Source organism: Streptomyces sp. NPDC040718, assembly GCF_055593565.1.
Map to the genome: position 1 here is coordinate 137,208 of NZ_JBVIXO010000010.1, position 22,431 is coordinate 159,638.

At 74.0% G+C, this 22,431-nt stretch carries 15 protein-coding genes; 14 read left to right on the forward strand and 1 reads right to left on the reverse strand.

The genetic code is table 11. The features are described from left to right. Positions 1-97: 97 nt before the first annotated feature. From ACZ597_RS24470 to ACZ597_RS24535, 14 genes are all read left to right on the forward strand, one after another. Positions 98-3,877 (forward strand): non-ribosomal peptide synthetase, encoded by a 3,780-nt coding sequence (locus tag ACZ597_RS24470; protein WP_471333821.1) that lies wholly within the window; start codon positions 98-100, stop codon positions 3,875-3,877. Further along, positions 3,874-5,169 (forward strand): ATP-grasp domain-containing protein, encoded by a 1,296-nt coding sequence (locus ACZ597_RS24475; RefSeq protein WP_471333824.1) that lies wholly within the window; start codon positions 3,874-3,876, stop codon positions 5,167-5,169. The genes ACZ597_RS24470 and ACZ597_RS24475 overlap by 4 nt, the downstream gene beginning before the upstream one ends. Then, positions 5,166-6,140 (forward strand): peptidase, encoded by a 975-nt coding sequence (locus ACZ597_RS24480; protein WP_471333827.1) that lies wholly within the window; start codon positions 5,166-5,168, stop codon positions 6,138-6,140. Before ACZ597_RS24475 ends, ACZ597_RS24480 begins: the two co-directional genes overlap by 4 nt. A 3-nt stretch (positions 6,141-6,143) precedes the next feature. Further along, complete coding sequence (gene asnB / locus ACZ597_RS24485) at positions 6,144-7,952, forward strand: asparagine synthase (glutamine-hydrolyzing) (RefSeq protein ID WP_471333830.1); 1,809 nt, start codon at positions 6,144-6,146, stop codon at positions 7,950-7,952. 31 nt (positions 7,953-7,983) lie between these two features. Continuing rightward, a complete protein-coding gene (locus tag ACZ597_RS24490; protein WP_471333832.1) occupies positions 7,984-8,814 on the forward strand; it encodes a hypothetical protein in 831 nt (276 codons plus the stop codon). 13 nt (positions 8,815-8,827) lie between these two features. Beyond that, complete coding sequence (locus tag ACZ597_RS24495) at positions 8,828-9,742, forward strand: aminotransferase class IV (RefSeq protein ID WP_471333835.1); 915 nt, start codon at positions 8,828-8,830, stop codon at positions 9,740-9,742. Positions 9,743-9,806: 64 nt separating this feature from the next. Next, a complete protein-coding gene (locus ACZ597_RS24500) occupies positions 9,807-10,757 on the forward strand; it encodes an AEC family transporter (protein ID WP_471333838.1) in 951 nt (316 codons plus the stop codon). Between the two features lie 66 nt (positions 10,758-10,823). Next, positions 10,824-11,786, forward strand: coding sequence for a TauD/TfdA dioxygenase family protein (locus ACZ597_RS24505; protein WP_471333840.1), 963 nt, complete (start codon positions 10,824-10,826; stop codon positions 11,784-11,786). A gap of 60 nt (positions 11,787-11,846) precedes the next feature. Beyond that, on the forward strand, positions 11,847-12,815 hold the full coding sequence (locus ACZ597_RS24510; RefSeq protein ID WP_471333843.1) for a cyclase family protein: 969 nt from the start codon (positions 11,847-11,849) through the stop codon (positions 12,813-12,815). 103 nt (positions 12,816-12,918) lie between these two features. Next, a complete protein-coding gene (locus ACZ597_RS24515; RefSeq protein ID WP_471333845.1) occupies positions 12,919-15,663 on the forward strand; it encodes an ATP-binding SpoIIE family protein phosphatase in 2,745 nt (914 codons plus the stop codon). A 36-nt stretch (positions 15,664-15,699) separates the two neighbouring features. After that, a complete protein-coding gene (locus ACZ597_RS24520) occupies positions 15,700-17,229 on the forward strand; it encodes a sugar ABC transporter ATP-binding protein (protein WP_471333848.1) in 1,530 nt (509 codons plus the stop codon). Then, on the forward strand, positions 17,226-18,287 hold the full coding sequence (locus ACZ597_RS24525) for an ABC transporter permease (RefSeq protein ID WP_471333851.1): 1,062 nt from the start codon (positions 17,226-17,228) through the stop codon (positions 18,285-18,287). Before ACZ597_RS24520 ends, ACZ597_RS24525 begins: the two co-directional genes overlap by 4 nt. Before the next feature lie 32 nt (positions 18,288-18,319). Then, positions 18,320-19,480, forward strand: a complete 1,161-nt coding sequence (locus ACZ597_RS24530; protein ID WP_471333854.1) for a substrate-binding domain-containing protein — start codon at positions 18,320-18,322, stop codon at positions 19,478-19,480. Positions 19,481-19,614: 134 nt separating this feature from the next. Beyond that, complete coding sequence (locus ACZ597_RS24535; protein ID WP_471333856.1) at positions 19,615-21,042, forward strand: hypothetical protein; 1,428 nt, start codon at positions 19,615-19,617, stop codon at positions 21,040-21,042. 44 nt (positions 21,043-21,086) lie between these two features. Here the strand turns inward: ACZ597_RS24535 and ACZ597_RS24540 are convergent, their stop codons facing one another. Continuing rightward, entirely contained in the window at positions 21,087-22,430 is a 1,344-nt protein-coding gene (locus tag ACZ597_RS24540) for a M1 family metallopeptidase (RefSeq protein ID WP_471333859.1), read from the reverse strand. Between the last annotated feature and the right edge of the window lies 1 nt (position 22,431).

Genomic DNA, 22,431 nt, shown 5'->3' on the forward strand with positions numbered 1-22,431 from the left:
ATTCGATTGTGCGGGGTCCGTACAGGTGCGCCGTGCGTCCATTCGGCATGTCCGCCGTACGGCAGGTGAACGAAATGCAAACGAGGGGACCATCACTGTGGGCGACATTTCCGCCGACTCACCGCAGGCCCTGCAACTGCCCGTGCGGGACGCCGGGCACGGCGCCGGGGACGGCGCGGGCAGCGGTACGTACTCCTGGTCCGGCGCCGTGCCGCCGCCGGGCGGGGCGGCCGCGGGGGCCGCGGCCGCCGACCTGTGGCACGCCGCGTTCGCCGTGCTCGTGCACCGCTACAGCGGACAGGACGACATCGTGCTGGCCAGGGCGGGCGGCGTGCACGGCGCGCCGGTCGCCGTCCGCTCCCTCCTCGCGCCGGAGCAGACCCTCCCGGCCCTCGCGCTGGCGCTCGCCGCCGCTCACCGGGAGGCCGTGCCCGGCGCCGCGGCCGACTTGGGCGCCGGTCTGCGGGCGGGCTTCCTGGAGTCGGACGGCGCCTCGCCCGTGCCGGAGGGCTTCGCGCTGCTGCTGGAGGCCCGGCCCGGACCCGACGGCCCGCTGTTCACGCTGCACTACGACCGGGCCCTGTTCCCGCCGACGCTGATCGCGCGGATGGCCGCGAACCTGGACACCCTGCTGGCGGACGCGGCCGCCCGCCCCGGGACGCCCGCGGGCGAGCTGGCCCTGCTGTCCCCCGAGGAACGGCGCCGGCTGCTGCACGGGTTCAACGACACGGCCCTGCCCTACGACCGCGACACCCCGCTGCACGCCCTCGTGGAGGCCCAGGCCGCCCGTACCCCCGACGCCCCCGCCGTCGAATGGCGGGGCGACGTGCTCACCTACCGCGGGCTCGACCGGCAGGCCAACCGGCTGGCGCGCGCCCTGGCCTCCCACGGGATCGCCCCGGGCTCGCGGATCGGCCTCTCCCTGGGCCGCACCCACCACGCCGTCGCCCTGCTGCTCGCCGTCCACAAGGCGGGCTGCGCGTACGTACCGCTCGACCCCGCCTACCCGGCGGACCGGCTGGCCGCGATCGCCGCCACCGCCGACCTGGCCGCCGTGGTCCACGACGGCGACGAGGCCCCGGCGTGGGCCGGCGACGGTTCCGTACGGGCGCTGCCGTGGCGGGAGCTGCGGGAGAAGGCGGACACCGAGGACGAGCGGCCCCCGGCCGTCACCGTCGGCCCGGAGGCCGCCACCCACCTCATATACACCTCCGGCTCCACCGGTCTGCCCAAGGGCGTGGTGATCAGCCACCGCAACGTGGCCGCCCTGCTCGCCTGGGCCGGGGAGACGTACGGGGCCGAGGACCTGCGGCGGGTGCTCTTCTCCACCTCGCTCAACTTCGACCTGTCGGTGTACGAGCTGTGGGCCCCGCTCACCCGGGGCGGCTGCGTCGTCGTCGTGGACAACGTGCTCGCGCTCACCGAGGACGAAGGACTGGGCCCGACCCTCGTCAACACCGTGCCCAGCGCCCTGAACGTGCTGCTCCAGCGCGGGGCGGTGCCCGCCTCCACCCGCGTCCTGAACGTGGCCGGCGAGCCGCTGTCCCGGGAACTGGTGAACGGGGCCTTCGCGTCCACCGGCGTCGAGCGGCTCTACAACCTCTACGGGCCCTCCGAGGACACCACCTACTCCACCTGGAAGTGCTTCACCGGCCCCACCGACGGCGCCCCCACCATCGGCGTGCCCGTCCACAACACCACCGCCCACCTCCTGGACCCGCTCGGCCGCCCGGTACCGCTCGGCGCCACCGGCGAACTCCACCTGGGCGGCGACGGCCTGGCCGCCGGCTACATCAACGACGCGGAACGCACCGCGGCCTCGTTCGTCGCCGCTCCCGCACACCTCGGCGAGGTGCCGGGCGGGCGGCTGTACCGAACCGGCGACCTGGCCCGGTGGACGGAGGAGGGCGAGCTCCGCTTCCTGGGCCGCCGGGACAACCAGGTGAAGGTGCGCGGCTTCCGGATCGAACTCGGCGAGCTGGAGGCGGCGCTGCGCGGGGTCGTGGGCCTGAAGGACGTCGCGGCCCTGGCCGTGCGCACCGACGGCGACACCCGGCTGGTCTGCTACGTGGGCCTGGAGGGCGACGCCGTCACCGTCGGGGCCATGGCCGCCCACCTGCGGGCCAAGCTGCCGCACTACATGCAGCCCGCCAGGATCGTCGTCGAGGAGCGGCTGCCCCGGCTGCCCAACGGGAAGGTCGACCGCAAGGCCCTGGCCGCCCGGGACGTCGACTGGGGGCGGCAGGTCGTCGACGGCGAAGCCGTCGACGACCCCGACGAGGCCGAGGTCGCGGAGGTCTGGTCCGAGCTGCTCGGTCTGTCCCGGGTCTCCGCCGGTCTGGACTTCTTCTCCGTGGGCGGCCACTCGCTGCTCGCCACCCTGCTCGCGGCACGCCTGTCCGACGCGGCCGGACGGCCCGTCCGGGTGGCGGAGATCTACCGGCACCGCACCCTCGCCGAGCAGGCCGCGCTGCTGCGCCGCACCCGCGCCGAGGCGGCGGGGGCGGCCGCCGCCGGGGCGGTGGCCGGGCCGGCGGAGCGGCTGCGCGCCGTCGCCGACACCCTGCGCGAGTCGGCACGCGGCCACGGCGTACCGGGAGCCGGCGCCGCCGTGTTCCTGGACGGCGCGCTGGAGCTCACCTACCACGGCGTCACCGACACCGTCTCCGGCGCCGCGTACGGGCCGGACACCCGCCAGCGCGTCACCTGCGTCACCAAACCGATGCTGGCCTTCGTCGCGCTGCGCCTGGTCGACCGGGGTCTGCTGGGGCTGGACCAGCCGCTGGACGAGCTGCTGCCGCAGGCGTTCCGGCGCCGCGGCGGGGGCACCGTGAAGGTGACCCTGCGGCACCTCCTGTCGCACACCAGCGGGGTCGACGACTCGTACGAGGTGTGGCACGACACCGGCCTGCCGGACCTCGGCTCCTACATCGCCACCCTGCCCGCCTACGGCCAGCTGTTCGAGCCGGGCGAGGTGTTCGCGTACTCGGCGGTGGGGACCTCGATCGTCGCCGCGCTGATCGAGAAGCTGCTCGGGGTCCCGTGGCGCCGCGCCGTGAACGAGCTGATGCTCGCCCCGCTCGGCATCCGGGAGGTTCCCGAGACCCTCACCGAGGGCGGCCACTACGGGGGGACGGTCTCGGCCGGCTACGTGTGGACCGAGCGGGTCAAGGGCTACGTGCGCCACGACCCGCCGCCGCAGACCATCGCCGACGACGCCGCGGGGTCGTTCTCCGTGTGCCTCACCCTGGACGAACTGGCGAGGATCGCGATGCTCGCCGTGGACGACGGCGTCGCCCCCGGCGGCGAGCGCCTGCTGTCGGCCGGCCTGGCCCGCGAGATGCGCACGCCCCAGATCCCCGTCCCCGGCCACCACTTCATGCACGCGTGGGGCCTGGGCTGGCTGATGTTCGGACCGTCCGCCTTCGGCTTCAACTCCAACGGCAGCGGCCACCACAACTTCATCCAGATCTTCCCCGGGCAGCGCTCCTTCCTGCTGCTGCTCGCCAACGCCTACCCGGCCTTCGGCCTCTACGAGGACCTGCTGCGTTCCCTCACCGGCGAGGGGCTCATCCGCACCGGGCGGCCGTTCGAGATGGAACTCGACGACTGCACCGGCCTGTACGCGTCCGACGGCTACCGGCTGGAGGTGCTGCGCGGCCCGGAGCACCTGCACTACGCGTACTCCGAGCGGCAGCCGGGCGGTGCGTGGCTGTGCCTGGACGAGGGCGACCTGGTCCTGTCCGGCGCGGGCGGCTTCAGCTCGATGTCCGAGAGGAACGTCCTCGCCGGTTCGATCTCCTTCATCCCCACCCCCGGTACCGCCGTCCCGGGATTCGTCCGCATCGGCCAGCGCTTCGCGAGGAAGACACGATGACCGACCCGATCCGCCCCCCGCACCCTTCCGCACCCGACGCCCGGCACGTGGTCTTCGTGACCTGGAAGGCCGGCAACGCCCCCGCGTTCGAGGCCGCCAAGCGGCTCGGCCACCACGTGACGCTCATCCGCTCGCTGCTGATGGAGCAGGCGCAGAACATCGACTTCGACACCTCCCCGTACGCGCGCTTCGTCGACCGGGTCCACGTCCTGAAGGACGCCACCGACCCCGCGGCGCTGCGCTCGTGCGTACGGGAGGTCCACCGGGAGCGGCCGGTCGACGGCTTCGTCGCCACCGTCGACGCGCTGGTGGTCCCGGTCGCGCGGATCGCCGAGGAGATCGGCGTGCCCTTCACCGACGCCGGGGCGGCCGAGACGGCCAAGCAGAAGGACCGCTGCCGGGCGGTCCTGGCGGCGGCCGGGGTGGACACCACCCGGTACGCGGTCGTCGGCGGCTTCGAGGAGGCCGCGGCCTTCGCCGCCTCCGGCGGGTATCCCGTCGTCGTCAAGCCGGCCCGGGGCTCCGGGAGCGAGGGCGCCCATGTCGTCGCGGACGAGGAGCAGCTGGCCGCCGTCCTCGACGGGGCCCCGGACGAGGCGTACGCGGCGGGCATCCTCGTCGAGGAGTACCTGCGCGGGCGGTTCGTCTCCGCCGAGATCGGCCTGGTGCACGGGCGGTTCCTGCGGCTGGCCGTCAGCGAGCGATCCACCTGGCACCGGCACGAGGCCCTGGAGACCGGTACGACGATCCCCGCCGGGATCCCGTCCGAGGAGCACGACCGGGTGATGCGGTTCGCCGAGGAGGTCGTCGGCGCCGTCGGCCTGCGGCTCGGCGTCTTCCACGTGGAGGTGATGCTGGGCGCGGACGGCACGCCCCGGCTGATCGAGCTCAACCCCCGCATCATGGGCTCCTGCCTGCCGAACCTGTTCCGTCTCGCGGGCGGCGGTGACATCTTCGAGCTGCTCGTCCGGATCCATCTGAACGAGCCGATCGAGCGGGGGCCAACGGCCTTCGACGGGTACGCCACGGTCCGCTGGTTCGGTGCCGCCGACCGGGTGCCCACCCCGGTGCGGGTGCCGGACCTCGGCTGGGCCGCCGAGCGGTACGGCGACAGCCTGCACTCGTTCACGGTCCGCTTCCCCGAGGGCGGCACCCTGCCGCCCTGCCGGGGCAACCTCGGGAACTTCGGCGAGGTCCAGGTCGTGCACCCCGACCGGGCGGAGTCGATACGCATCGCCGAGGACATCGTCGCCGGCACGGCCGAGCGGCTCGGCATCGAGGTGACGAGGTGAGGACGACGACCACGACCGCTTTCTTCGACCAGACCCGCCGGCAGCTCGCCCGGCTGGGCCTGCCGGACGGGGACCCGCAGCTCACGCCCGACTCGGACGCCGTCTTCGCCGACGGCGGGCACTTCCGCATCGAGGTGCCGACGGTGAACTCGGTGGAGGCCGCGGAGCGGCTGCTGGGCGAGAGCCGGCGCCGGGGCTTCACCGTCAACCGCATCACGGAGACCCGCGGCATGTACCGGCACACGGCCCGGGAGATCGGCGAGTACGTGGCGCTCGGCGAGGAGTTCGGCGCCGAGGTCCTGATGTCGGTCGGCCCCCGCGCCACCAACGACATCGGGGCCGGGGCGCAGACGCCCGAGGGGGCCCGGATCGGCTACCGGCTGCGCGGGCAGGAGCAGATCGTGCGCGCCGTCGAGGACGTCAAGCGCGGGATCGGCCTGGGCGTGCGCGGGTTCGTCGTCTACGACGAGGGCCTGCTGTGGGTGCTGGGGCGGCTGCGCACCGCCGGCGAGCTGCCGGCCGGGATCCACCTGAAGGTGTCCGCGCACTGCGGTCAGGGCAACCCGGCGTCGGCCCAGATGCTGGAGATGCTCGGTGCGAACAGCTTCAACCCGGTGCGCGACCTGACGCTGCCGATGATCGCGGCGCTGCGGCAGGCGGTGACGGTCCCGCTGGACCTGCACGTGGACAACCCCCGGACCTCGGGCGGGTTCATCCGCACCTACGAGGCCCCCGACATCGTCCGGGTGGCGGCGCCGGTCTACCTCAAGACGGGCAACAGCGCGCTGGACGGCCACGGCGTCAGCCCGTCCCCCGCGCAGCTGGACGACATCCTGCGGCAGGTCGAGCTGGTCACCGAGTTCGTCGGCCGGCACCACCCCGGGGCCCGGCAGAGCCGCGCCGGATCCGCCGCCCTCTCCCTCGAAGCCGCCGGGAGCGTCCCCGCCCCCGGCCGCCGGACGGAGGTGTGAGCCATGTGCCGCATCCACGGCTGCTTCGGCGGCGAGCCCGCCGGGCGGGAAGTGCTCGACGCCGTCGCGGCGGCGATGTTCGAGGGCGGGCCCGACGCGCAGACCGTCCGGCGCGGTGACGGCTGGGCGCTCGGCAACAACCGGCTCGCCATCCAGGGCATCGCCTCGGGCGACCAGCCCTTCGTGCGCGGCGCGCTGTGCTGCGTGTTCAACGGCGAGATCTACAACCACCGGCAGCTGCGCGCCGAGCTGGCCGCGCGCGGGTACTCCTTCGAGGGCGACTGCGACGGCGACGTGCTGCTGCCGCTGTACGAGCTGTACGGCGACGCCTTCACCAGCCGGCTGGAGGGCATGTTCGCGATCGCGGTGGTCGACGAGCGGGAGGAGCCGTGCCTGAAGCTCTTCACCGACCACGCGGGGATGAAGTCGCTGTACTACTACGTGTCCGCCGACGGCCGGCGGCTGTGCTTCGCCTCCGAGCTGCGGGCGCTGGCCCGTTTCCCCGACTTCCCCGACGAGCTGGACCCGCTCGCGGTCGACCGCTACCTCGGCGGCAAGGCGGTCTGGGGTCCGGCGACCGTGTACACCCGGGTCCGCACCCTGGAGCCCGGCTCGGTGCTGCGCTTCGCGGACGGGCGCGAGACCCTCACCCGCACGGCCCTGGAGCCCGCCGAGGTCGACTGGCCCGGCGGCGAGCCGACCGTGGGGGCGGCGGCGGAGCTGCTGGACGGGCTGCTGCGCACCGAGATGGGCCGCATGCTCGACGCGGACGTCCCGGTGTGCGTGATCACCAGCGGCGGGCTCGACTCCAGCTACACCACCGCCCTCGCCGCCCACCTGGTGTCCGACGTGGCCTCGTTCAACATCGCCTACCGGGGCGACTGGCCGGCCGACGAGCGCCACTGGGCGGCGGAGGTGGCCCGCCACTGCGGTACGGAGCACCATCAGGTGCTCCTCGACCCGGCGGGGTTCCCGGAGCTGGTGGAGCGGTTCACCCGCCACCTCGACCAGCCGAACAACGCCCCGCACAGCCTGAGCACCTTCGCCCTGTTCGAGGCCGTGCACGAGGCCGGGTTCAAGGTGGCCCTGACGGGTGACGGGGCCGACGAGCTGTTCGCCGGGTACGCGCGGTTCACCAAGGCGGACCGGGACGGCGACTCCGCCTGGCACCGGGCCTACCAGGACACCATGGCCGTCGCCGGCCCGTCGACGCTCGGCCGGCTCTACACGCCCGGCCACCTGGAGCGCGTACGGGCGGCCGGGGGTCACTTCGGGGACCTCAGCGGGGACGAGCTGGCGCGCCGGGTGCGCTCCGGCCCGCACGGGAAGCTGGAGACGCTGCTGCGCTACGACCAGGCGGAGCGGTTCCCGTACTACATCCTGCGCCGCGTGGACCACCTGAGCATGGCCCACTCGGTGGAGGCCCGGATCCCGTTCCTCCAGCCGTCGGTGGTGCGCCTGGCGCACGCGCTGCCCGCCGCCGTGAAGGTGGCCGGCGACACGGTGAAGGCGCCGGTGGCGCTCGCGGCCCGGCCCTGGGTGCCGCGCGGCGTCATCGACCGGCCCAAGCAGCCGTTCACCCTGCCGGTGGCGGCGATGATCAGGCCGGGCGAGGCGCTCTACGACATGATCGGCGACCTCCTCCTCGGCCCGGGCGCCCGCTGCGGCGCGTACGTACGCCGGGACGCCGTCCGCGAACTCTTCCGCTCCCAGACCGAGAGCCCGGGGGCGCACGCCGCCGAACTGCTCTGGTCCCTCCTGGTCCTGGAGACCTGGCTCTCCGCTCGCGGTCTGACCCCCGCTCCCTTCTGAACCCCGCCACCCCCGAGAAACGAGACAGGACATGACCGACACGCCCGAGTCCCGCCCCGCGATCACCTCGCTGCTCGCCGGCGTCACCAAGGCCGACATCCGTCGCGACCCCTTCCCGCACGTCGTGATCAGCGACGCGCTGCCCCGGGAGCTGTACGACGCGCTGGCGAAGTCGATGCCGACCGCCGAGTACATCGGCGAGCGGATCGGGAAGCCGATCACCTCGAACGAGCGCTACAACTACATGTCCGAGATGGTCCTCGCCGACGACACGATGGCGCGGGTGTGGAAGGACTTCGTCACCTACCACTCCTCCCCGGCCTTCTACGAGGAGTTCCTCGACCTCTTCCAGGAGGACCTGCTCGCCAACCTCCCGGAGGCCGAGGAGCTGGTGGGTCCGCTGCGCGAACTGCGCGTGGGCCGCCGCAACCGGGACGGCTTCGAGACGCACGACATCCTGCTGGACTGCACCGCCGTCATCAACTCGGCGGTCACCGGCCGCCCCTCGGCCTACCGGGGCCCGCACGTGGACAAGCCGCACAAGCTCTTCGGCGGACTGTTCTACATGCGCCTGCCCGAGGACGACGCGACCGGCGGCGACCTGGTGCTCTACAAGTACCGGCCGGGCGCGCACAAGTTCCACACCAGCGCCTCCGAGTACGGAGACAACCGCTTCGACATCGACCCGCAGTACGTCGAGGAGGTCACGACCGTCCCGTACCGGAGCAACACCCTGGTGCTGTACCCGATCAACCCGCTCGCCCTGCACGGGGTGTCGGTGCGCAGCCTGACCCAGCACCAGCGGCGCTTCATCGCCCTCGTCGGGGACCTGCCGCGGCAGCTCTTCGACCTCGCGCTCTGAGGAGGGGACGACTGTGATCCCCTTCGACCAGCGCACCGGGAAGATCTGGTACGACGGCGCCCTCGTGGACTGGGGCGACGCCCGGCTCCACGTGCTCAGCCACGGACTGCACTACGCGTCCAGCATCTTCGAGGGCATCCGCGTCTACGGCGGCGAGGCCTTCATGCTCAGGGAGCACATCGCGCGGCTCGGCGCCTCGGCCCGCATCCTGGACTTCGAGCTGGAGTACACCGAGGAGGCGCTGTACGAGGCCACCCGCGCGGTGGTCGCCGAGGCGGGCATCACCGAGGGCTACGTGCGGATGAACGCCTGGCGGGGCTCGGAGATCATCCAGACGGCGGCGCTGAAGACGTCCGTACACACCTCGGTGGCCGCGTGGGAGCTCCCGGCGGGCTACTACGCGGCGGAGGACGCCGTGGACCAGGGGATCTCCCTGGTCACGGGCCGCTACCGCAGGCCTTCGCCGGAGTACGCCCCGGTCAAGAGCAAGGCCGCCGGCAACTACATGATCGGCACGGTCAGCAAGAACGAGGCGCTGCGGGCGGGCTTCGACGACGCCGTGCTCCTCGACGACCGCGGGAACTTCGTCGAGGCGACCGGGGCGCACCTGTTCTTCACCAAGGACGGGGTGCTGTACACCCCGACGACGCGCTGCACGATCGACGGGATCACCCGGGCGTGCGTACTGGCGATCGCCGGGCGGGAGGGGATCGAGTGCGTGGTCGCCGACCTGGCCCCGGCGTTCGCGGGAGAGGCGGACGGCGCGTTCCTGTGCGGGACCGCGTGTGAGATCCTCCCGGTCGGCCGGCTCGATGATCATCACTACGACGTCGCCGGCAACGCGGTGACGCGCAGGATCGTCACGGCCTACCGGGAGCTGGTCCAGGGGCGCGCCGAACTGCGCGCTCCCGGCGGCCGGGCCCGGTAGGGAACCGTCGCGACAGGGAAACAGGCCCCTTTCCCGAGGGGGCCGCAACAGCAAGGGCACGTGCATGGGAGCGGTTGATGCTCTGGAAAAACTCGCACCGGTGGTGCTGGCCTTCGGATGCGGGGTCGTCCTGGCGCGGCGGAAGGTGGTGCCGGCCGAGAGTTCCAAGGTGTTCGCGGACTACGCGTTCCTCTTCGCCGTGCCCTGCTTCCTCTTCGGGAACATCTACCGCAGCGACCTGGGGGCCCTGTTCAACTGGCGGGCCATCAGCGGTTACGCGGCCGCGGCCTGCGCCGCTGCCGCGCTGATCGGGGTCCTGGCCTGGGTCCTGGGCGTACGCGATCCGCGCGGCGTGGCGCTGCGCATCATGGCCGCCGTCCAGGTGAACACGGCCTACTTCGCCGTGCCCGTGTTCATCATGCTGTTCGGGAACGCGGCGCCGATCTTCCCGGTGCTGCTGTTCCAGGTCTGCGTGCTGTCCCTGATCGTCATCTCGATCATGGAGCTGGGCCGGCCGGACCGGGTCGGCAGTCCGGCCCGGCGGCTCGGGTCCGCCGTGGCCGCCTCGCTGATGACCCCTGTCGTGATCGCCTGCAACGCGGGCATCGTGCTCAACCTGCTGCCCGTCACGGTGCCCGGGGTCGTGCTCGACAGCTTCACGTTCGTCGGGGACAGCGCCTCGCCCGTCGCGCTGTTCGCCCTCGGCCTGCACCTCGGCGGAAGCGGGATCAAGATCCGCGGCACCACGATGGAGGAGGTCTGGATCACCGGCTTCAAGTGCGTGGCACTGCCGCTGATCACCTACACCGTGTGCCGCTTCGTCTTCGGGGTGGAGGGCGAGTGGCTGAGCTACCTCGTCCTCATCGCGGCGATGCCCGCGCCGCAGAACCTGTTCATCTTCGCCCAGCGCTACGACGTCGGGGTCGACATGTCGGCCTCGCTCGTCATCAAGAGCTCGGTCCTCGCGCTGCTGCTGCTCCCCCTGTGGACCCAGCTGGTGGCCCGTCCGACCTAGGGGGCCGTCCGGCCCCGATCCGCCGGACACCCCCGAGCCGTACCGATCTTCCAGAAAGGCACAACCGTGACGCAGACCGCACAGCCCACCAGGATCTCCGTCGAGCAGGTGGCCGGCCGCATCGGGGCCGAGATCTCCGGGGTCGACCTGGGCCGGGAACTCGACGAGGCCGTGGTGGACGAGATCCGCCGGGCCGTCCTCGTCCACCGGGTCGTCTTCTTCCGCGGCCAGGACATCACCCACGCCCAGCACATAGCCTTCGGCCGCCGCTTCGGCGCGCTGACCCGCCGCCCGGGCAAGAAGCACGGCGTGCACCCCGAGGGGCACCCGGAGATCCTCACCGTCGACCCGAAGGCGGACACCGCGCGCTACGGGGCGGACTTCGAGGAGCACTACCGCCGCAAGTGGTCCTCTCCGCTGGCCGGATGGCACAGCGACCTCACCCAGGCCGTCAACCCGCCCAGTCTCTCCATCCTGCGGGCCGAGCGGACCCCCGCCTTCGGCGGCGACACCCAGTGGACGAACACCGTCGCCGCGTACGAGGGCCTGTCGGCGCCGCTGCGCGAGTTCGTGGACGGGCTGACCGCCGAGCACGCCTTCTTCACGGCCGTGCACCTGCGCCACTCCGACGAGCGGGACCGCGAGATCCTGCGGATCTACTGCGAGGACCCGCAGGTGGCCGTCCACCCGGTGGTGCGGGTCCACCCCGAGACCGGCGAGAGGGCCCTGTTCGTCAGCCCCGGCTCGACCACCCGGATCACCGGGTTCACCGAGCTGGAGAGCCGCCACCTGCTGGACATGCTGTTCCAGCACCTGACCAGCGCCGAGTACACGGTCCGCTTCCGCTGGGAGCCGGGCAGCATCGCCCTCTGGGACAACCGCAGCACCTGCCACTTCGCCCCCACCGACTTCGCGCACCTCGACGTCGACCGGGTCATGCACCGCGTGACGGTACTGGGCGAGCCCGCGCGGGGGCCGCACGGCTTCGTCTCGCAGCTCGTGGAGGGGGAGCCGATGCGGGCCTGGTAGACGGCGCGCCCCGGCGGGCATAGAGGTCGGGCCACGGACCCACGGACCCCGGAGTGCCCCATGAGCCCCAGCGCCGCCGATGCCCCCGCTCCCCCGCCGGAGGGTCCTCCCGGGGCCGCGGCCGTCTCCCGCCGGGAGTTCGACGCCCTGTTCGACGCGGTCCGCACCTGGGGCCGGTGGGAGACGGCCGGGCGCGGCGCCTGGAACAGGGTGACGGCGGACCGGGTGCGCGGGGCCGCCGCGCTGGTCCGCTCGGGTGCCGTCGTGCCCCTGGGGCGCCCCTGGGACACGGCCCCCGGGCCGGACAACGCGCGGCCGGCCCTGCACCACATGACCGACCTCGGCGACGTGGAGGAGCCGGAGCCGTCCGCGTACAAGGACTTCCTGGGCGCGGACTACCACGGCAAGTCGGTCAGCCACCTCGACGCGCTGTCGCACATCGGCTACCGGGGGCGACTCTACGACGGCCGGGCGGCGCACGAGGAGGCCGGCGCCGGGGGCGTCCGGTTCGGCTCGGTGGCGGACCTCGGCCCGCTGGTCACCCGGGGCGTGCTCCTGGACCTGCCCGCCGTCCTGGGAGTGCCCTGGCTGGAGCCGGGACGGGCGGTGCGGGCGCGGGACGTCCTGGCCGCGGAGGAGGCCCTCGGCGTGCGGATCGGGGAGGGCGACGCGGTACTGCTGCGCTCCGGACGGTTCCGCCGCCGCCGGGAGCTGGGCCCCTGGGACCCGGCCACCGGCAGCGCCGGCTGGCACGTGGACGCCGTACCGCTGCTGGCCGAGCGGGCCGTGGCCCTGCTCGGCGCCGACGGGGACAGCGACGTACGGCCCTCGCCCGTGGAGGGCCTGCACTCCCCCGTCCACACCCTCGCCATCACGGCGATGGGCGTGCCCCTCCTGGACAACCTCGACCTGGAGGCGCTCTCCGCCGCCTGCGCCCGCGCGGGCCGCCATGCGTTCATGCTCGTCGTGGCCCCCCTGAACGTGCCGGGAGGGACGGGATCACCCGTCAATCCGGTCGCGGTGCTGTGACCGGCCAGGGGCCGCGTCACCCCCACCCCCACGCTCCGGCAAAAGGTGAGGAATATACTCAAAATCGGTCCATCGAGCTGCTCCGACGAGGGAAGTGGTGCACATGGGGGTCGTGGACGACCGCACCGGCCCCGTGCAGTCCCGTGACCGGTTCCTGCACGGCGGGTCAGCCGAGTCGGTCGTGCGGAGCGTGCGCAGTCCGATCCTGAGTTCGTGGCAGCGCAGCATGCTGCTGGGACTGTCGCCGGACCAGACCGAGCTCCCGTTCACCGAGGACTTCGACGCGGAGGGCCCCGTCGTCCGCGCCGCCGCACCCGTGCTCGACCGGCTGGCGTCGCTCTTCGCGGGCAGCCGGATGAACATCTGCCTCGCCGACGGCCACGGCACCGTGCTCGAACGCCGCTTCGGCGACAAGTCCCTGCCCGGCCGGCTGCCGGCCATCCAGACCCAGCCCGGCTTCGTGTTCACCGAGCGGGTCGCGGGGACCAACGGGATCGGCCTGACCCTCGCCGAGCGGCAGCTCGTCCAGGTCAACGGCGCCGAGCACTTCGCCGAGCGCTCCCAGTCCAGCGCCTGCACGGCGGCGCCCATCCGCGACCAGCTCAGCGGGCACATCGAGGGCGTCCTGTGCCTCGGCTACCCCTACAGCGACGGGGACCCGGCACTGGTCGCGGTCGTCCGCCGGGCCGCCGAGGCCATCGAACGGCGGCTGATGGAGCAGAGTTCGGCGCGCGAGCGCGGGCTGCTCCAGGCGTACCTGGAGGCGGGGAGCCTGGTCCGGGCCCACGGGGACACACTCGACGGGCATCCGGTCTCCCTCGCCGAGCTGCTGCTGAGCGAGCTGGAGCAGAGCGACCACACGACCCTCAAGGAGAAGGCCACCGAGCTGCTGTCCGGCGCGCACCGGGCCGCCGCGGAGGTGTCCCTCTCCCACGGCCGCCGGGTCACCCTCGTCAGCCGGCCCGTGACGAGCCCGGACGGGGTGGAGGGGATCGTCGTCGAGGCGCTGCTGCCCGACGAGGAGGAGCACCACGCCCCCGCCCCGGCGCCCCTCCACGCCCACGCCGCCCCGCCCCCGTCCGGGAGCGCGCCCGCCGCTCCCGCCCCGGGGGCCGGCGCGGTGCGGGGGCTGGTGCTGGTCGGCGAGCCGGAGGTGGGGAAGTACGCCGTCGCGGCACGCCGGCGCCTGGAGCTGCTGGCCGAGGCCAGCACCCGTATCGGCACCACGCTCGACGTGGGCCGCACCGCCCGGGAGCTGGCCGAGACGGCGGTCCCGAGGCTGGCGGACTTCGTCACCGTCGACGTGCCCGAGTCGGTGCTGCGCGGCGAGGAGTCCGGCGACCCGACCGGGGAACTGCACCGCACGGTGGTGCACGGCATCCGCGACGACTGCCCCTTCTACCCGGTCGGCGAGCGCCTGGTGCTCCGCCCCACCACACCCCACATGCGCTGTCTGGCCACCGGGCAGCCGGTGCTGGAACCCGAGCTGAAGGCGGCCTTCGGCTGGATCGCCCAGGACCCGGAGCACGCCGAGCTGCTCCTCGCCCACAGCGTCCACTCGCTGATCACCGTTCCGCTGCTCGCGCGGGGGGTCGTCCTCGGCGTCGCGTGCTTCTACCGCTCCCGCAACCCCGCCCCGTACGGGGACGACGACCGCTCCCTGGCCCAGGAGCTCGCCGCCCGCGCCGCCCTGTGCATCGACAACGCCCGCCGCTACACCCGCGAGCACACCCTGGCCCTGAGCCTCCAGCGCAGCCTGCTCCCCCACGGTCTGCCCGAGCAGAGCGCCGTCGAGGTCGCCCACCGCTACCTGCCCGCCGAGTCCGGGGTGGGCGGCGACTGGTTCGACGTCATCCCGCTGTCCGGGACCCGCGTCGCCCTCCTCGTCGGCGACGTCGTCGGCCACGGACTGCACGCCGCGGCGACGATGGGCAGGCTGCGCACCGCCGCCCGCAACTTCGCCGAGCTGGAACTGGCACCCGACGAACTGCTCACCCACCTGGACAACCTCATGGTGCGCCTGGACCGTGAGGAGGGCGGGGACGACCCGGCCCTCGGCAGCAGCGCGATCGTCGGCGCCACCTGCCTGTACGCGGTCTACGACCCGACCACCCAGCGGTGCACGCTGGCCCGCGCCGGCCACCCGCCGCCCGCCCTGCTGCTCCCCGACGGCACCGTCACCTTCCCCGAACTGCCCGCCGGGCCCCCGCTGGGCCTGGGCGGTCTGCCGTTCGAGTCCGCCGAGATCCACCTCCCCGAGAACAGCCGGCTGATCCTCTACACGGACGGGCTCATCGAAGACCGCCACCGCGACATCGACCTCGCCCTCGAAGAGCTGCACCGCACCCTGGCCGCCGACCCGGAGCGCTCCCCCGAGGACACCTGCCGGGCGGTCCTGGACGCCCTGGCCCCCGAGCACCCCGCCGACGACATCGCGCTCCTGGTCGCCCGCACCCGCGCCACTCCCCCGGACCGGATCGCCGCCTGGGAGGTGCCGGCCGACCCGGCCCGCGTCGGCGAGGTCCGCGCCGCGGCCGTGGAACAGCTCGCCCGGTGGGGCCTGGAGGAGTCCTCGTTCGCCACGGAACTGCTGCTCAGCGAGCTCGTCACCAACGGGATCCGGTACGGCGGCGGCGGGCCCGTCCGGGTGCGCCTGATCCACGACCGCACCCTGATCTGCGAGGTGTACGACTCCAGCAACACCGCCCCGCGCATGCGGCAGGCGGCCAACACCGACGAGGGCGGCCGGGGCCTGTTCCTCGTGGCGCAGCTCGCCCAGGCCTGGGGCAGCCGCTACACGCCCGACGGAAAGGTCATATGGGCGGAGTGCGCCCTGGACGCGGCGTGACCCGGTCCCGGCGGCAAGGTCATCTAGAGTCGAGGAATGAGCCCACCTCCGCGTTTCGGTGGAGAACCCCTCGTCCGCGTGCGCGGCCTGCGCAAGCGCTTCGGCGGCACCCTCGCGCTGGATTCGGCCGACCTCGACCTGTACCGGGGCAGCGTCCTCGCCCTGCTCGGCCCCAACGGCGCCGGGAAGTCCACGCTCATCAAGGTGCTCGCCGGGGTCCACCACGCCGACGCGGGCGAGGTGACCGTGGCCGGCCTGCCGCTCGGCTCCCACGGGGCCGCCCGGCACATGTCCTTCATCCACCAGGACCTCGGGCTGGTCGAGTGGATGACGGTGGCCGAGAACATCGCCCTGGGCACGGGCTACCCCCGCCGCGCGGGCCTGATCTCCTGGCGGCGGACCCGGCAGCGGTGCGAGGAGGCGCTGGGGATCGTGGCCGGACACCTCGACGCCGACGCCCGGATCGCGGACCTCGCCCCCGCGGAGCGTTCGCTGGTCGCCATCGCCCGCGCCCTGGCCTCGCGGGCCGAGGCCATCGTCCTCGACGAGCCGACCGCCACCCTGCCCGCCGCCGACTGCGCCCGGCTGTTCGGCGTACTGCACGCCCTGCGCGACCGGGGGCACGGCATCCTCTACGTCAGCCACCGGCTCGACGAGGTGTACCGGGTCGCCGACTCGTTCGCCGTCCTGCGCGACGGCCGCGTCGTGGAGCACGGCCCGCTCGCCGGGTACGGACCGGACCGGCTGGTGCGCGCCGTCGTCGGGCACGAGCCGGCCGTCCGGCGCCCCGCGGCGCCCGCGGCGGCCGCCGGCCCGCCCCTGCTGCGCCTGGAGGGGGTGCGGGCCGGGCACGCAGGACCGGTCGGCCTGGAGCTGCGCGCCGGCGAGATCCTCGGGATGGTCGGCCTGACCGGCGCCGGGCACCGGGAGCTGGGCCGCGCGCTGGCCGGCGTCCGGCCGGTGCGCGGCGGGCGGGTGCTGCTCGGGGGCCGCCCGTACCGGCCGCGTACGGTCCGGGACGCCGTCGGCGCCGGTGTCGGCTTCGTGGCCGGGGACCGCCAGGCGGAGGGCTGCGCCCCGGAGCTGACGGTGCGGGAGAACTTCCTGGCGAACCCGCGCGCCGCCGGTGTGCCCGCATGGCGCTGGACCTCCCCGCGGCGCGAGCGCGCCGAGGCGGCCGCGCTGATCGACCGGTTCTCCGTGCTCCCCCGGGACGGCGAGGTGCCCATCGCCACGCTGTCGGGCGGCAACCAGCAGAAGGTGATGGTCGGCCGGTGGCTGCGGGGCGGGCTGCGGCTGCTGGTCCTGGAGGAGCCGACGGCCAGTGTGGACGTGGGGGCCAAGGCGGTGGTGCACCGGCTGCTCGACGAGGCCGCCGCGTCCGGCGTGGGGGTGCTGCTCGTCTCCAACGACTTCGACGAGGTCGCGGACCTCTGCCACCGCGCGCTGGTCTTCGTCCGCGGGACCGTGGGCGCCGAACTCGCCGGCCGGGAACTGACCGTGGCCGAACTGACCCGGACGGCCTCGGCCATGCCGGCCGCCACCGGAACCGCGACGGGCCCATGACCCCTCCCCCACCGCCGCGTTCCCCGCTGGAGCGCCTGCGCGGGCACCACATCGGCAGCTACGGCCTGCCGGTCCTGGCCGCCCTGCTCTTCCTGGTCTTCTCGCTCCTCCTGCCGCAGACCTTCCCCACCCGGGACAACGTCTCCGCGATCCTGTCGAACCAGGCGATCCCGGCCGTCCTCGCACTGGGGGCGACGATCCCCATCGCCACCGGCAGGTTCGACCTGTCCATCGGCTACGGGCTCGGCCTGGCGCACGTGATGGTCATGCGGCTCGTCGTCACGGAGGGCTGGCCCTGGCCCCTGGCCTGCCTGGTGGTGGTGTGCGCGGGAGCGGTGGCGGGAGCGCTGACCGGTGTGATCGTCGAGTTCGGGCAGATCGACTCCTTCATCGCCACCCTGGGCACCGGCAGCATGATGTACGCGGTCACCGGCTGGATCACCGGCGGTGCCCGGATCGTGCCCGGCCCGGAGGGCATGCCCGCCTCCTTCACCGCCCTGTACGACTCCCGGTTCCTCGGGCTGCCGCTGCCCGCCTTCTACGTGCTGGCCGTCGCGGCCGTCCTGTGGGTGGTGCTGGAGCGGCTGCCGGCCGGCCGGTACCTGTACGTCATCGGCTCGAACCCGCGGGCCGCCGCCGCGATCGGCATCCCCACCCGCGCCTACTGCGTGGCCGCCTTCGCCGGCTCGGGTCTGGTCACCGGTTTCGCGGGGGTGCTGCTCGCCGCCCAGCAGCAGACCGGCAATCCGAGCACCGGACTGGACTACCTGCTGCCGGCCTTCGTCGGCGCCCTGCTCGGGTCGACCACGATCAGGCCCGGCCGCGCCAACGCCCTGGGCACCGTGGTGGCCGTCGCCGTGCTCGCCGTCGGCCTCGCCGGGATCGGCCAGCTCGGGGCCCAGTTCTGGGCCACTCCGCTGTTCAACGGCGGGACCCTGCTCATCGCCGTCGGGCTGGCCGGCTACGCGGCCCGCCGCCGGCTGGGCGCCGGTGCCGCCGCCTCCCGCCGGCCGCCCGGCCGGGAACCGCCCGCGCCGGTCCAGGCCGGCCCGTCGTAGCAATCCGTACGCGCACCCACGCCAGGAGCACCGTGTTCCCGAAGCACCCGAACCCGAGAACGCCCGTCAGCGCCGCGGCCCTGTTCGCGGCGGCCGTCGCCCTCCTGGCCGGGTGCGGCGGCGGTCCGCCGTCCGGCGACGGGCCGTCGAAGGCCGGCTGTCCCGAGGCCCTTCCCCGGGCCGAGGCCGCCGTCCGGCGGGCCGAGACCGCCGACGCCTCCTGGAACGGACCGGCCTCCGGTCCGGCGGCGGTTCCCGGCAAGAACATCGTCTACGTGGCGCAGACCATGACCAACCCGGGCGTCGCGGGAGTCGCCAAGGGCGTCGAGGAGGCGGCGAAGGCCATCGGCTGGACGGTCCGGGTGATCGACGGGGACGGCACCCCGGCCGGCATCCAGGCGGCCCTCAGCCAGGCGGTCGCCCTGAAGCCCTCGGGCATCGTCATCGGCGGGTTCGACCCGCGCCCGGCCTCGCGGCAGATGGCGGCGGCCCGCGACGCGCGCATCCCGGTCGTCGGCTGGCACGCGGTGGACTCCCCCGGGCCCAGCCGGGACCCCGCCCTCTTCACCAACGTCACCACGAAGGTGGAGGACGTGGCGAGGATCAGCGCGGACTGGATCATCGCCCGGTCCGGAGGTGACGCCGGGGTCGTCCTGTTCACGGACGACTCGATCCCGTTCGCCCGGAACAAGGCCGACCTGATCGAGCGGGAGCTGGCCACCTGTTCCGGCGTACGGCTCCTGACGAACCAGAACATCCCGATCCCGGACGCGAGCAGCCGCACCCCGCAGGCGGTCTCCTCCCTGCTCGCCCGGTTCGGGAAGGACTGGACCCACTCGGTCGCCATCAACGACCTGTACTTCGCCGACGCCGCCCCGGCCCTGCGGGCCGCCGGACGCCCGGGGTCGGGGCCGCCCCTGAACATCGGCGCGGGGGACGGCGACCCGTCCGCCTTCCAGCGCGTCAACAGCGGGCAGTACCAGGCGGCCACCGTGCCCGAGCCGCTGTCCCAGCAGGGCTGGCAGATCGTCGACGAGTTCAACCGCGCCTTCGCCGGACAGCCCGCCAGCGGCTACGTCGCGCCCGTGCACATCGCCACGGCCGGCAACAGCGGGGGCGCCGCCTCCTGGGACCCGCCCGGCTACCGCGAGGCGTACCGGAGGATCTGGCAGGCCGGAGAGCCTCATGAGTGAAGCTTCAACCACCTTGTACCGCAGGAGAGTTGACCCTCGGCCGATATGACCGGCGCCGTGCGCGCGTGGCATGATCAACCTTCACGTTACCTACCAGTAACGGCACTTCCCCCCAATTCGAAGGTCACACCCACGTGCGTACGCTCGCCAGACGCCTCCTGCTGCCCGGCCTGACCGCCCTCGCGCTCACCACCGCCGGCTGCTCCTCCCCCGCCCCCGCCGGCGCGGCCGGACCGGGCAGCCCCGCGGCCCTCCCCTCCGCCTCCGACGGCACGCAGCGGCTGGACGTGGACGCCGCGCCGCAGGGGGCGGGCACACCCTCCGCCATCGCCCGCACCCGCGCCGGACAGGGCCCCGAGAAGGCCCCGCTGAAGGTCGCCTCGTACGACAAGGCCAGCGGACGGGCCGTCATATCCGCGGCCCCGCAGGGCGGCGGGGCCTCCCCGAAGCGCTCCGCAGCGCCCTCCGCCGGCCCGTCCGCCGGCGCCTCCTCCGCGGCCGCCAAGCCCGTCGCGGTCGGCGACGTCATCGCCAGCGCCCCGGCGCCCGGCGCCCCCGACGGCCTCCTCGCGAAGGTCACCGAGGTCGTCGGCAAGACCGACCGCGGCACCGAGGTGAAGACCGCTCCCGCGACACTGGCCGCCGCGCTCGGCGACGACAAGGCCGACGGCAAGGTCCCCGTCGACCCGGCCTCGGTGGTCGTCGAACCCCTGATGAAGGGCGTCACCTTCTCCTGGGCCAAGGGCCAGGGCGTCAAGTTCGGGCCCCAGGGCGCCAAGCTGCCCCTGGGCAACCTGCGGCTCGACGTGGACGCCGCCGTGGACACCGCCAAGGACGCCCCCGCGTCGGCGGGCGCCTCGGTGTCCGGCTTCGTACAGCTCGCCCCCCAGGTCGAGTTCTCGTACGACGGCAGCAAGGGCGGCGGCCACGGTCCGGACGCGGCGTTCCTCGGCATGAGCGGCGACTGGTCCTCCCAGTGGGCCCTGAAGGGCCGCGCCGCCGCGAGCACGGGCGCGCCCAAGCGGATCCCGTTCGCCAAGCTGCGCAGCAACCCCGTCCTCCAGGTCGGACCGGTCCCCGTCGTCGTCAACCTCGAACTGACCTGCTACATCCAGGTGGAGGCCGACGGCAAGGTCACCCTCGACGTCCAGCAGGACGTCAAGGGCGACTTCCGCGTCGGCGGCGGCTACGCCACGGGCAAGGGCTGGACCCCGGTCAGCACCTCGGCCGTGCGCAGCACCCCGGTGAAGGCGGCCGTCACCGCCGCTGGCCGGGTCAAGGGCGCCCTCGGCGCCGAGGCCTCCGTGGGCCTGTACGGGGCCGTCGGCGTCACCGCCGACTTCGCCCCCTACCTGCGCGGCGAGGCCGACGCCTCCGCGAGCGCGTCCACCGACGGGAAGACCGCGGCGAACGGCTCCTGGGCGCTGTACGGCGGCTTCGACCTGAGCGGGCAGCTCCAGCTCCAGCTGTCCGTGTTCGGCACCCCGGTCGTCGAGCGGCGCATCCCGCTGGGGGCCCTGCACCGCGAATGGCCCCTGGTGAGCGGTCGCGCCGGGCAGTGAACCCACCCGCCCGGCCGGGCCCCGCTGCGCGCAGCGGGGCCCGGTCAGGCGGCCGGTTCCGCTCCGGGCGGCGGGGGCAGCGGCGGCAGGGCCGGCCCGTGCAGCCAGGCCGCGAACAGGCCGTCCAGCGGCCCGGCGGCGTAACCGCCCGCGTGGGCGGTGAAGGCGGCCGTGGTCACCACGCCGTACCGGTGCAGGGCCGCCCAGTCGCGGAGCATCCGGAAGAACGCCCCGTCGCCCAGGGCGCAGCGGACCGCGTGCACGGTCAGGCCGCCCCGCTGGTAGAGCCGGTCGTCGAACATCAGCCGGCGGCCCGGATCGGCGAGCTCCAGGTCCTGCGGCAGCGCGGCCAGCAGCCGGTGCGCGGCGTATGCGTGCTGGTGCGCGCTGCGGCCTCCGGAGCGCTCCGACCAGAGCCATTCGGCGTACTTGGCGAAGCCCTCGTTGAGCCAGATGTGCCGCCAGTCGGCGATGCCCACGCTGTTGCCGAACCACTGGTGGGCCAGCTCGTGCGCGACGAGCCGCTCGGAGCCCCGCGCACCGTCCACGTGGTTCGTCCCGAACAGGGACAGCCCCTGCGCCTCCACGGGGACGTCCAGTTCCTCGTCCGCCACGACCACCGTGTACTCGCCGAAGGGGTAGGGGCCGAAGAGCTCCTCGAAGAGCCGCATCATGGCGGGCTGCCGGGCGAAGTCCCGGGAGAAGCGCGGCAGTACGCGGGCGGGCACATGGGCGGTCTGCGGCGCCCCGCCGAGGCCCGGGTCCCCGAGCAGCACCGTCTGGTACTGGCCGATGGCCAGCCCGACCAGGTAGCTGGGGGTGGGCGCGGGCTGCTCGTACACCCAGGTGGTGGTGCTGGCCCTGGTGGTCCGGGTGAGCAGGCGGCCGACGGCGGCCACCGTGTAGGCGGACGGGGTGTTCAGGGAGATGTGGTAGGCGGCCTTGTCGGCGGGCCGGTCGTTGCACGGGTACCAGGAGGGCGCGCCGACGGGCTGGCTGGCCACGAGCGCCCCGTCGGTCAGCTCCTCCCAGCCGAGGCCGCCCCAGGGGCTCCGCACGGGTTTCGGGTTGCCCGCCCAGTGGACCTCGACGGTGAAGGCGGCGCCGGGGCGCAGGGGTTTGGCCGGCCGGACGCGGAGCCGGCCGGCCCGGTGGGTGTAGTGCGGGGCACGGCCGTCCACCAGGACCCGGCCGATCCGGAAAGCGGCCAGGTTCAGGTGGAACTCGGCCAGCGGGGCCGGGCCGGCGATGGCGCTGAGCCGTGCGGTGCCGGCCAGCCGGTTGGGCCCGGGCCGGTACTCCAGGGCGAGTTCGTAGCGGTGCACCCGGTACCGGGGGTCGCCGTTGTCCGGGAAGTACGGGTCCGCCGCCGCGCTCTGGCCACTCATC

Excerpts from the sequence above, each read along its gene's own strand:
- ACZ597_RS24475 (WP_471333824.1), top strand. The coding sequence starts at position 3,874 with ATGACCGACCCGATCCGCCCCCCGCACCCTTCCGCACCCGACGCCCGG.
- asnB (WP_471333830.1), top strand. The coding sequence starts at position 6,144 with ATGTGCCGCATCCACGGCTGCTTCGGCGGCGAGCCCGCCGGGCGGGAA.
- ACZ597_RS24490 (WP_471333832.1), top strand. The coding sequence starts at position 7,984 with ATGACCGACACGCCCGAGTCCCGCCCCGCGATCACCTCGCTGCTCGCC.
- ACZ597_RS24500 (WP_471333838.1), top strand. The coding sequence starts at position 9,807 with ATGGGAGCGGTTGATGCTCTGGAAAAACTCGCACCGGTGGTGCTGGCC.
- ACZ597_RS24510 (WP_471333843.1), top strand. The coding sequence starts at position 11,847 with ATGAGCCCCAGCGCCGCCGATGCCCCCGCTCCCCCGCCGGAGGGTCCT.
- ACZ597_RS24515 (WP_471333845.1), top strand. The coding sequence starts at position 12,919 with ATGGGGGTCGTGGACGACCGCACCGGCCCCGTGCAGTCCCGTGACCGG.
- ACZ597_RS24520 (WP_471333848.1), top strand. The coding sequence starts at position 15,700 with ATGAGCCCACCTCCGCGTTTCGGTGGAGAACCCCTCGTCCGCGTGCGC.
- ACZ597_RS24525 (WP_471333851.1), top strand. The coding sequence starts at position 17,226 with ATGACCCCTCCCCCACCGCCGCGTTCCCCGCTGGAGCGCCTGCGCGGG.
- ACZ597_RS24540 (WP_471333859.1), bottom strand. The coding sequence starts at position 22,430 with ATGAGTGGCCAGAGCGCGGCGGCGGACCCGTACTTCCCGGACAACGGC.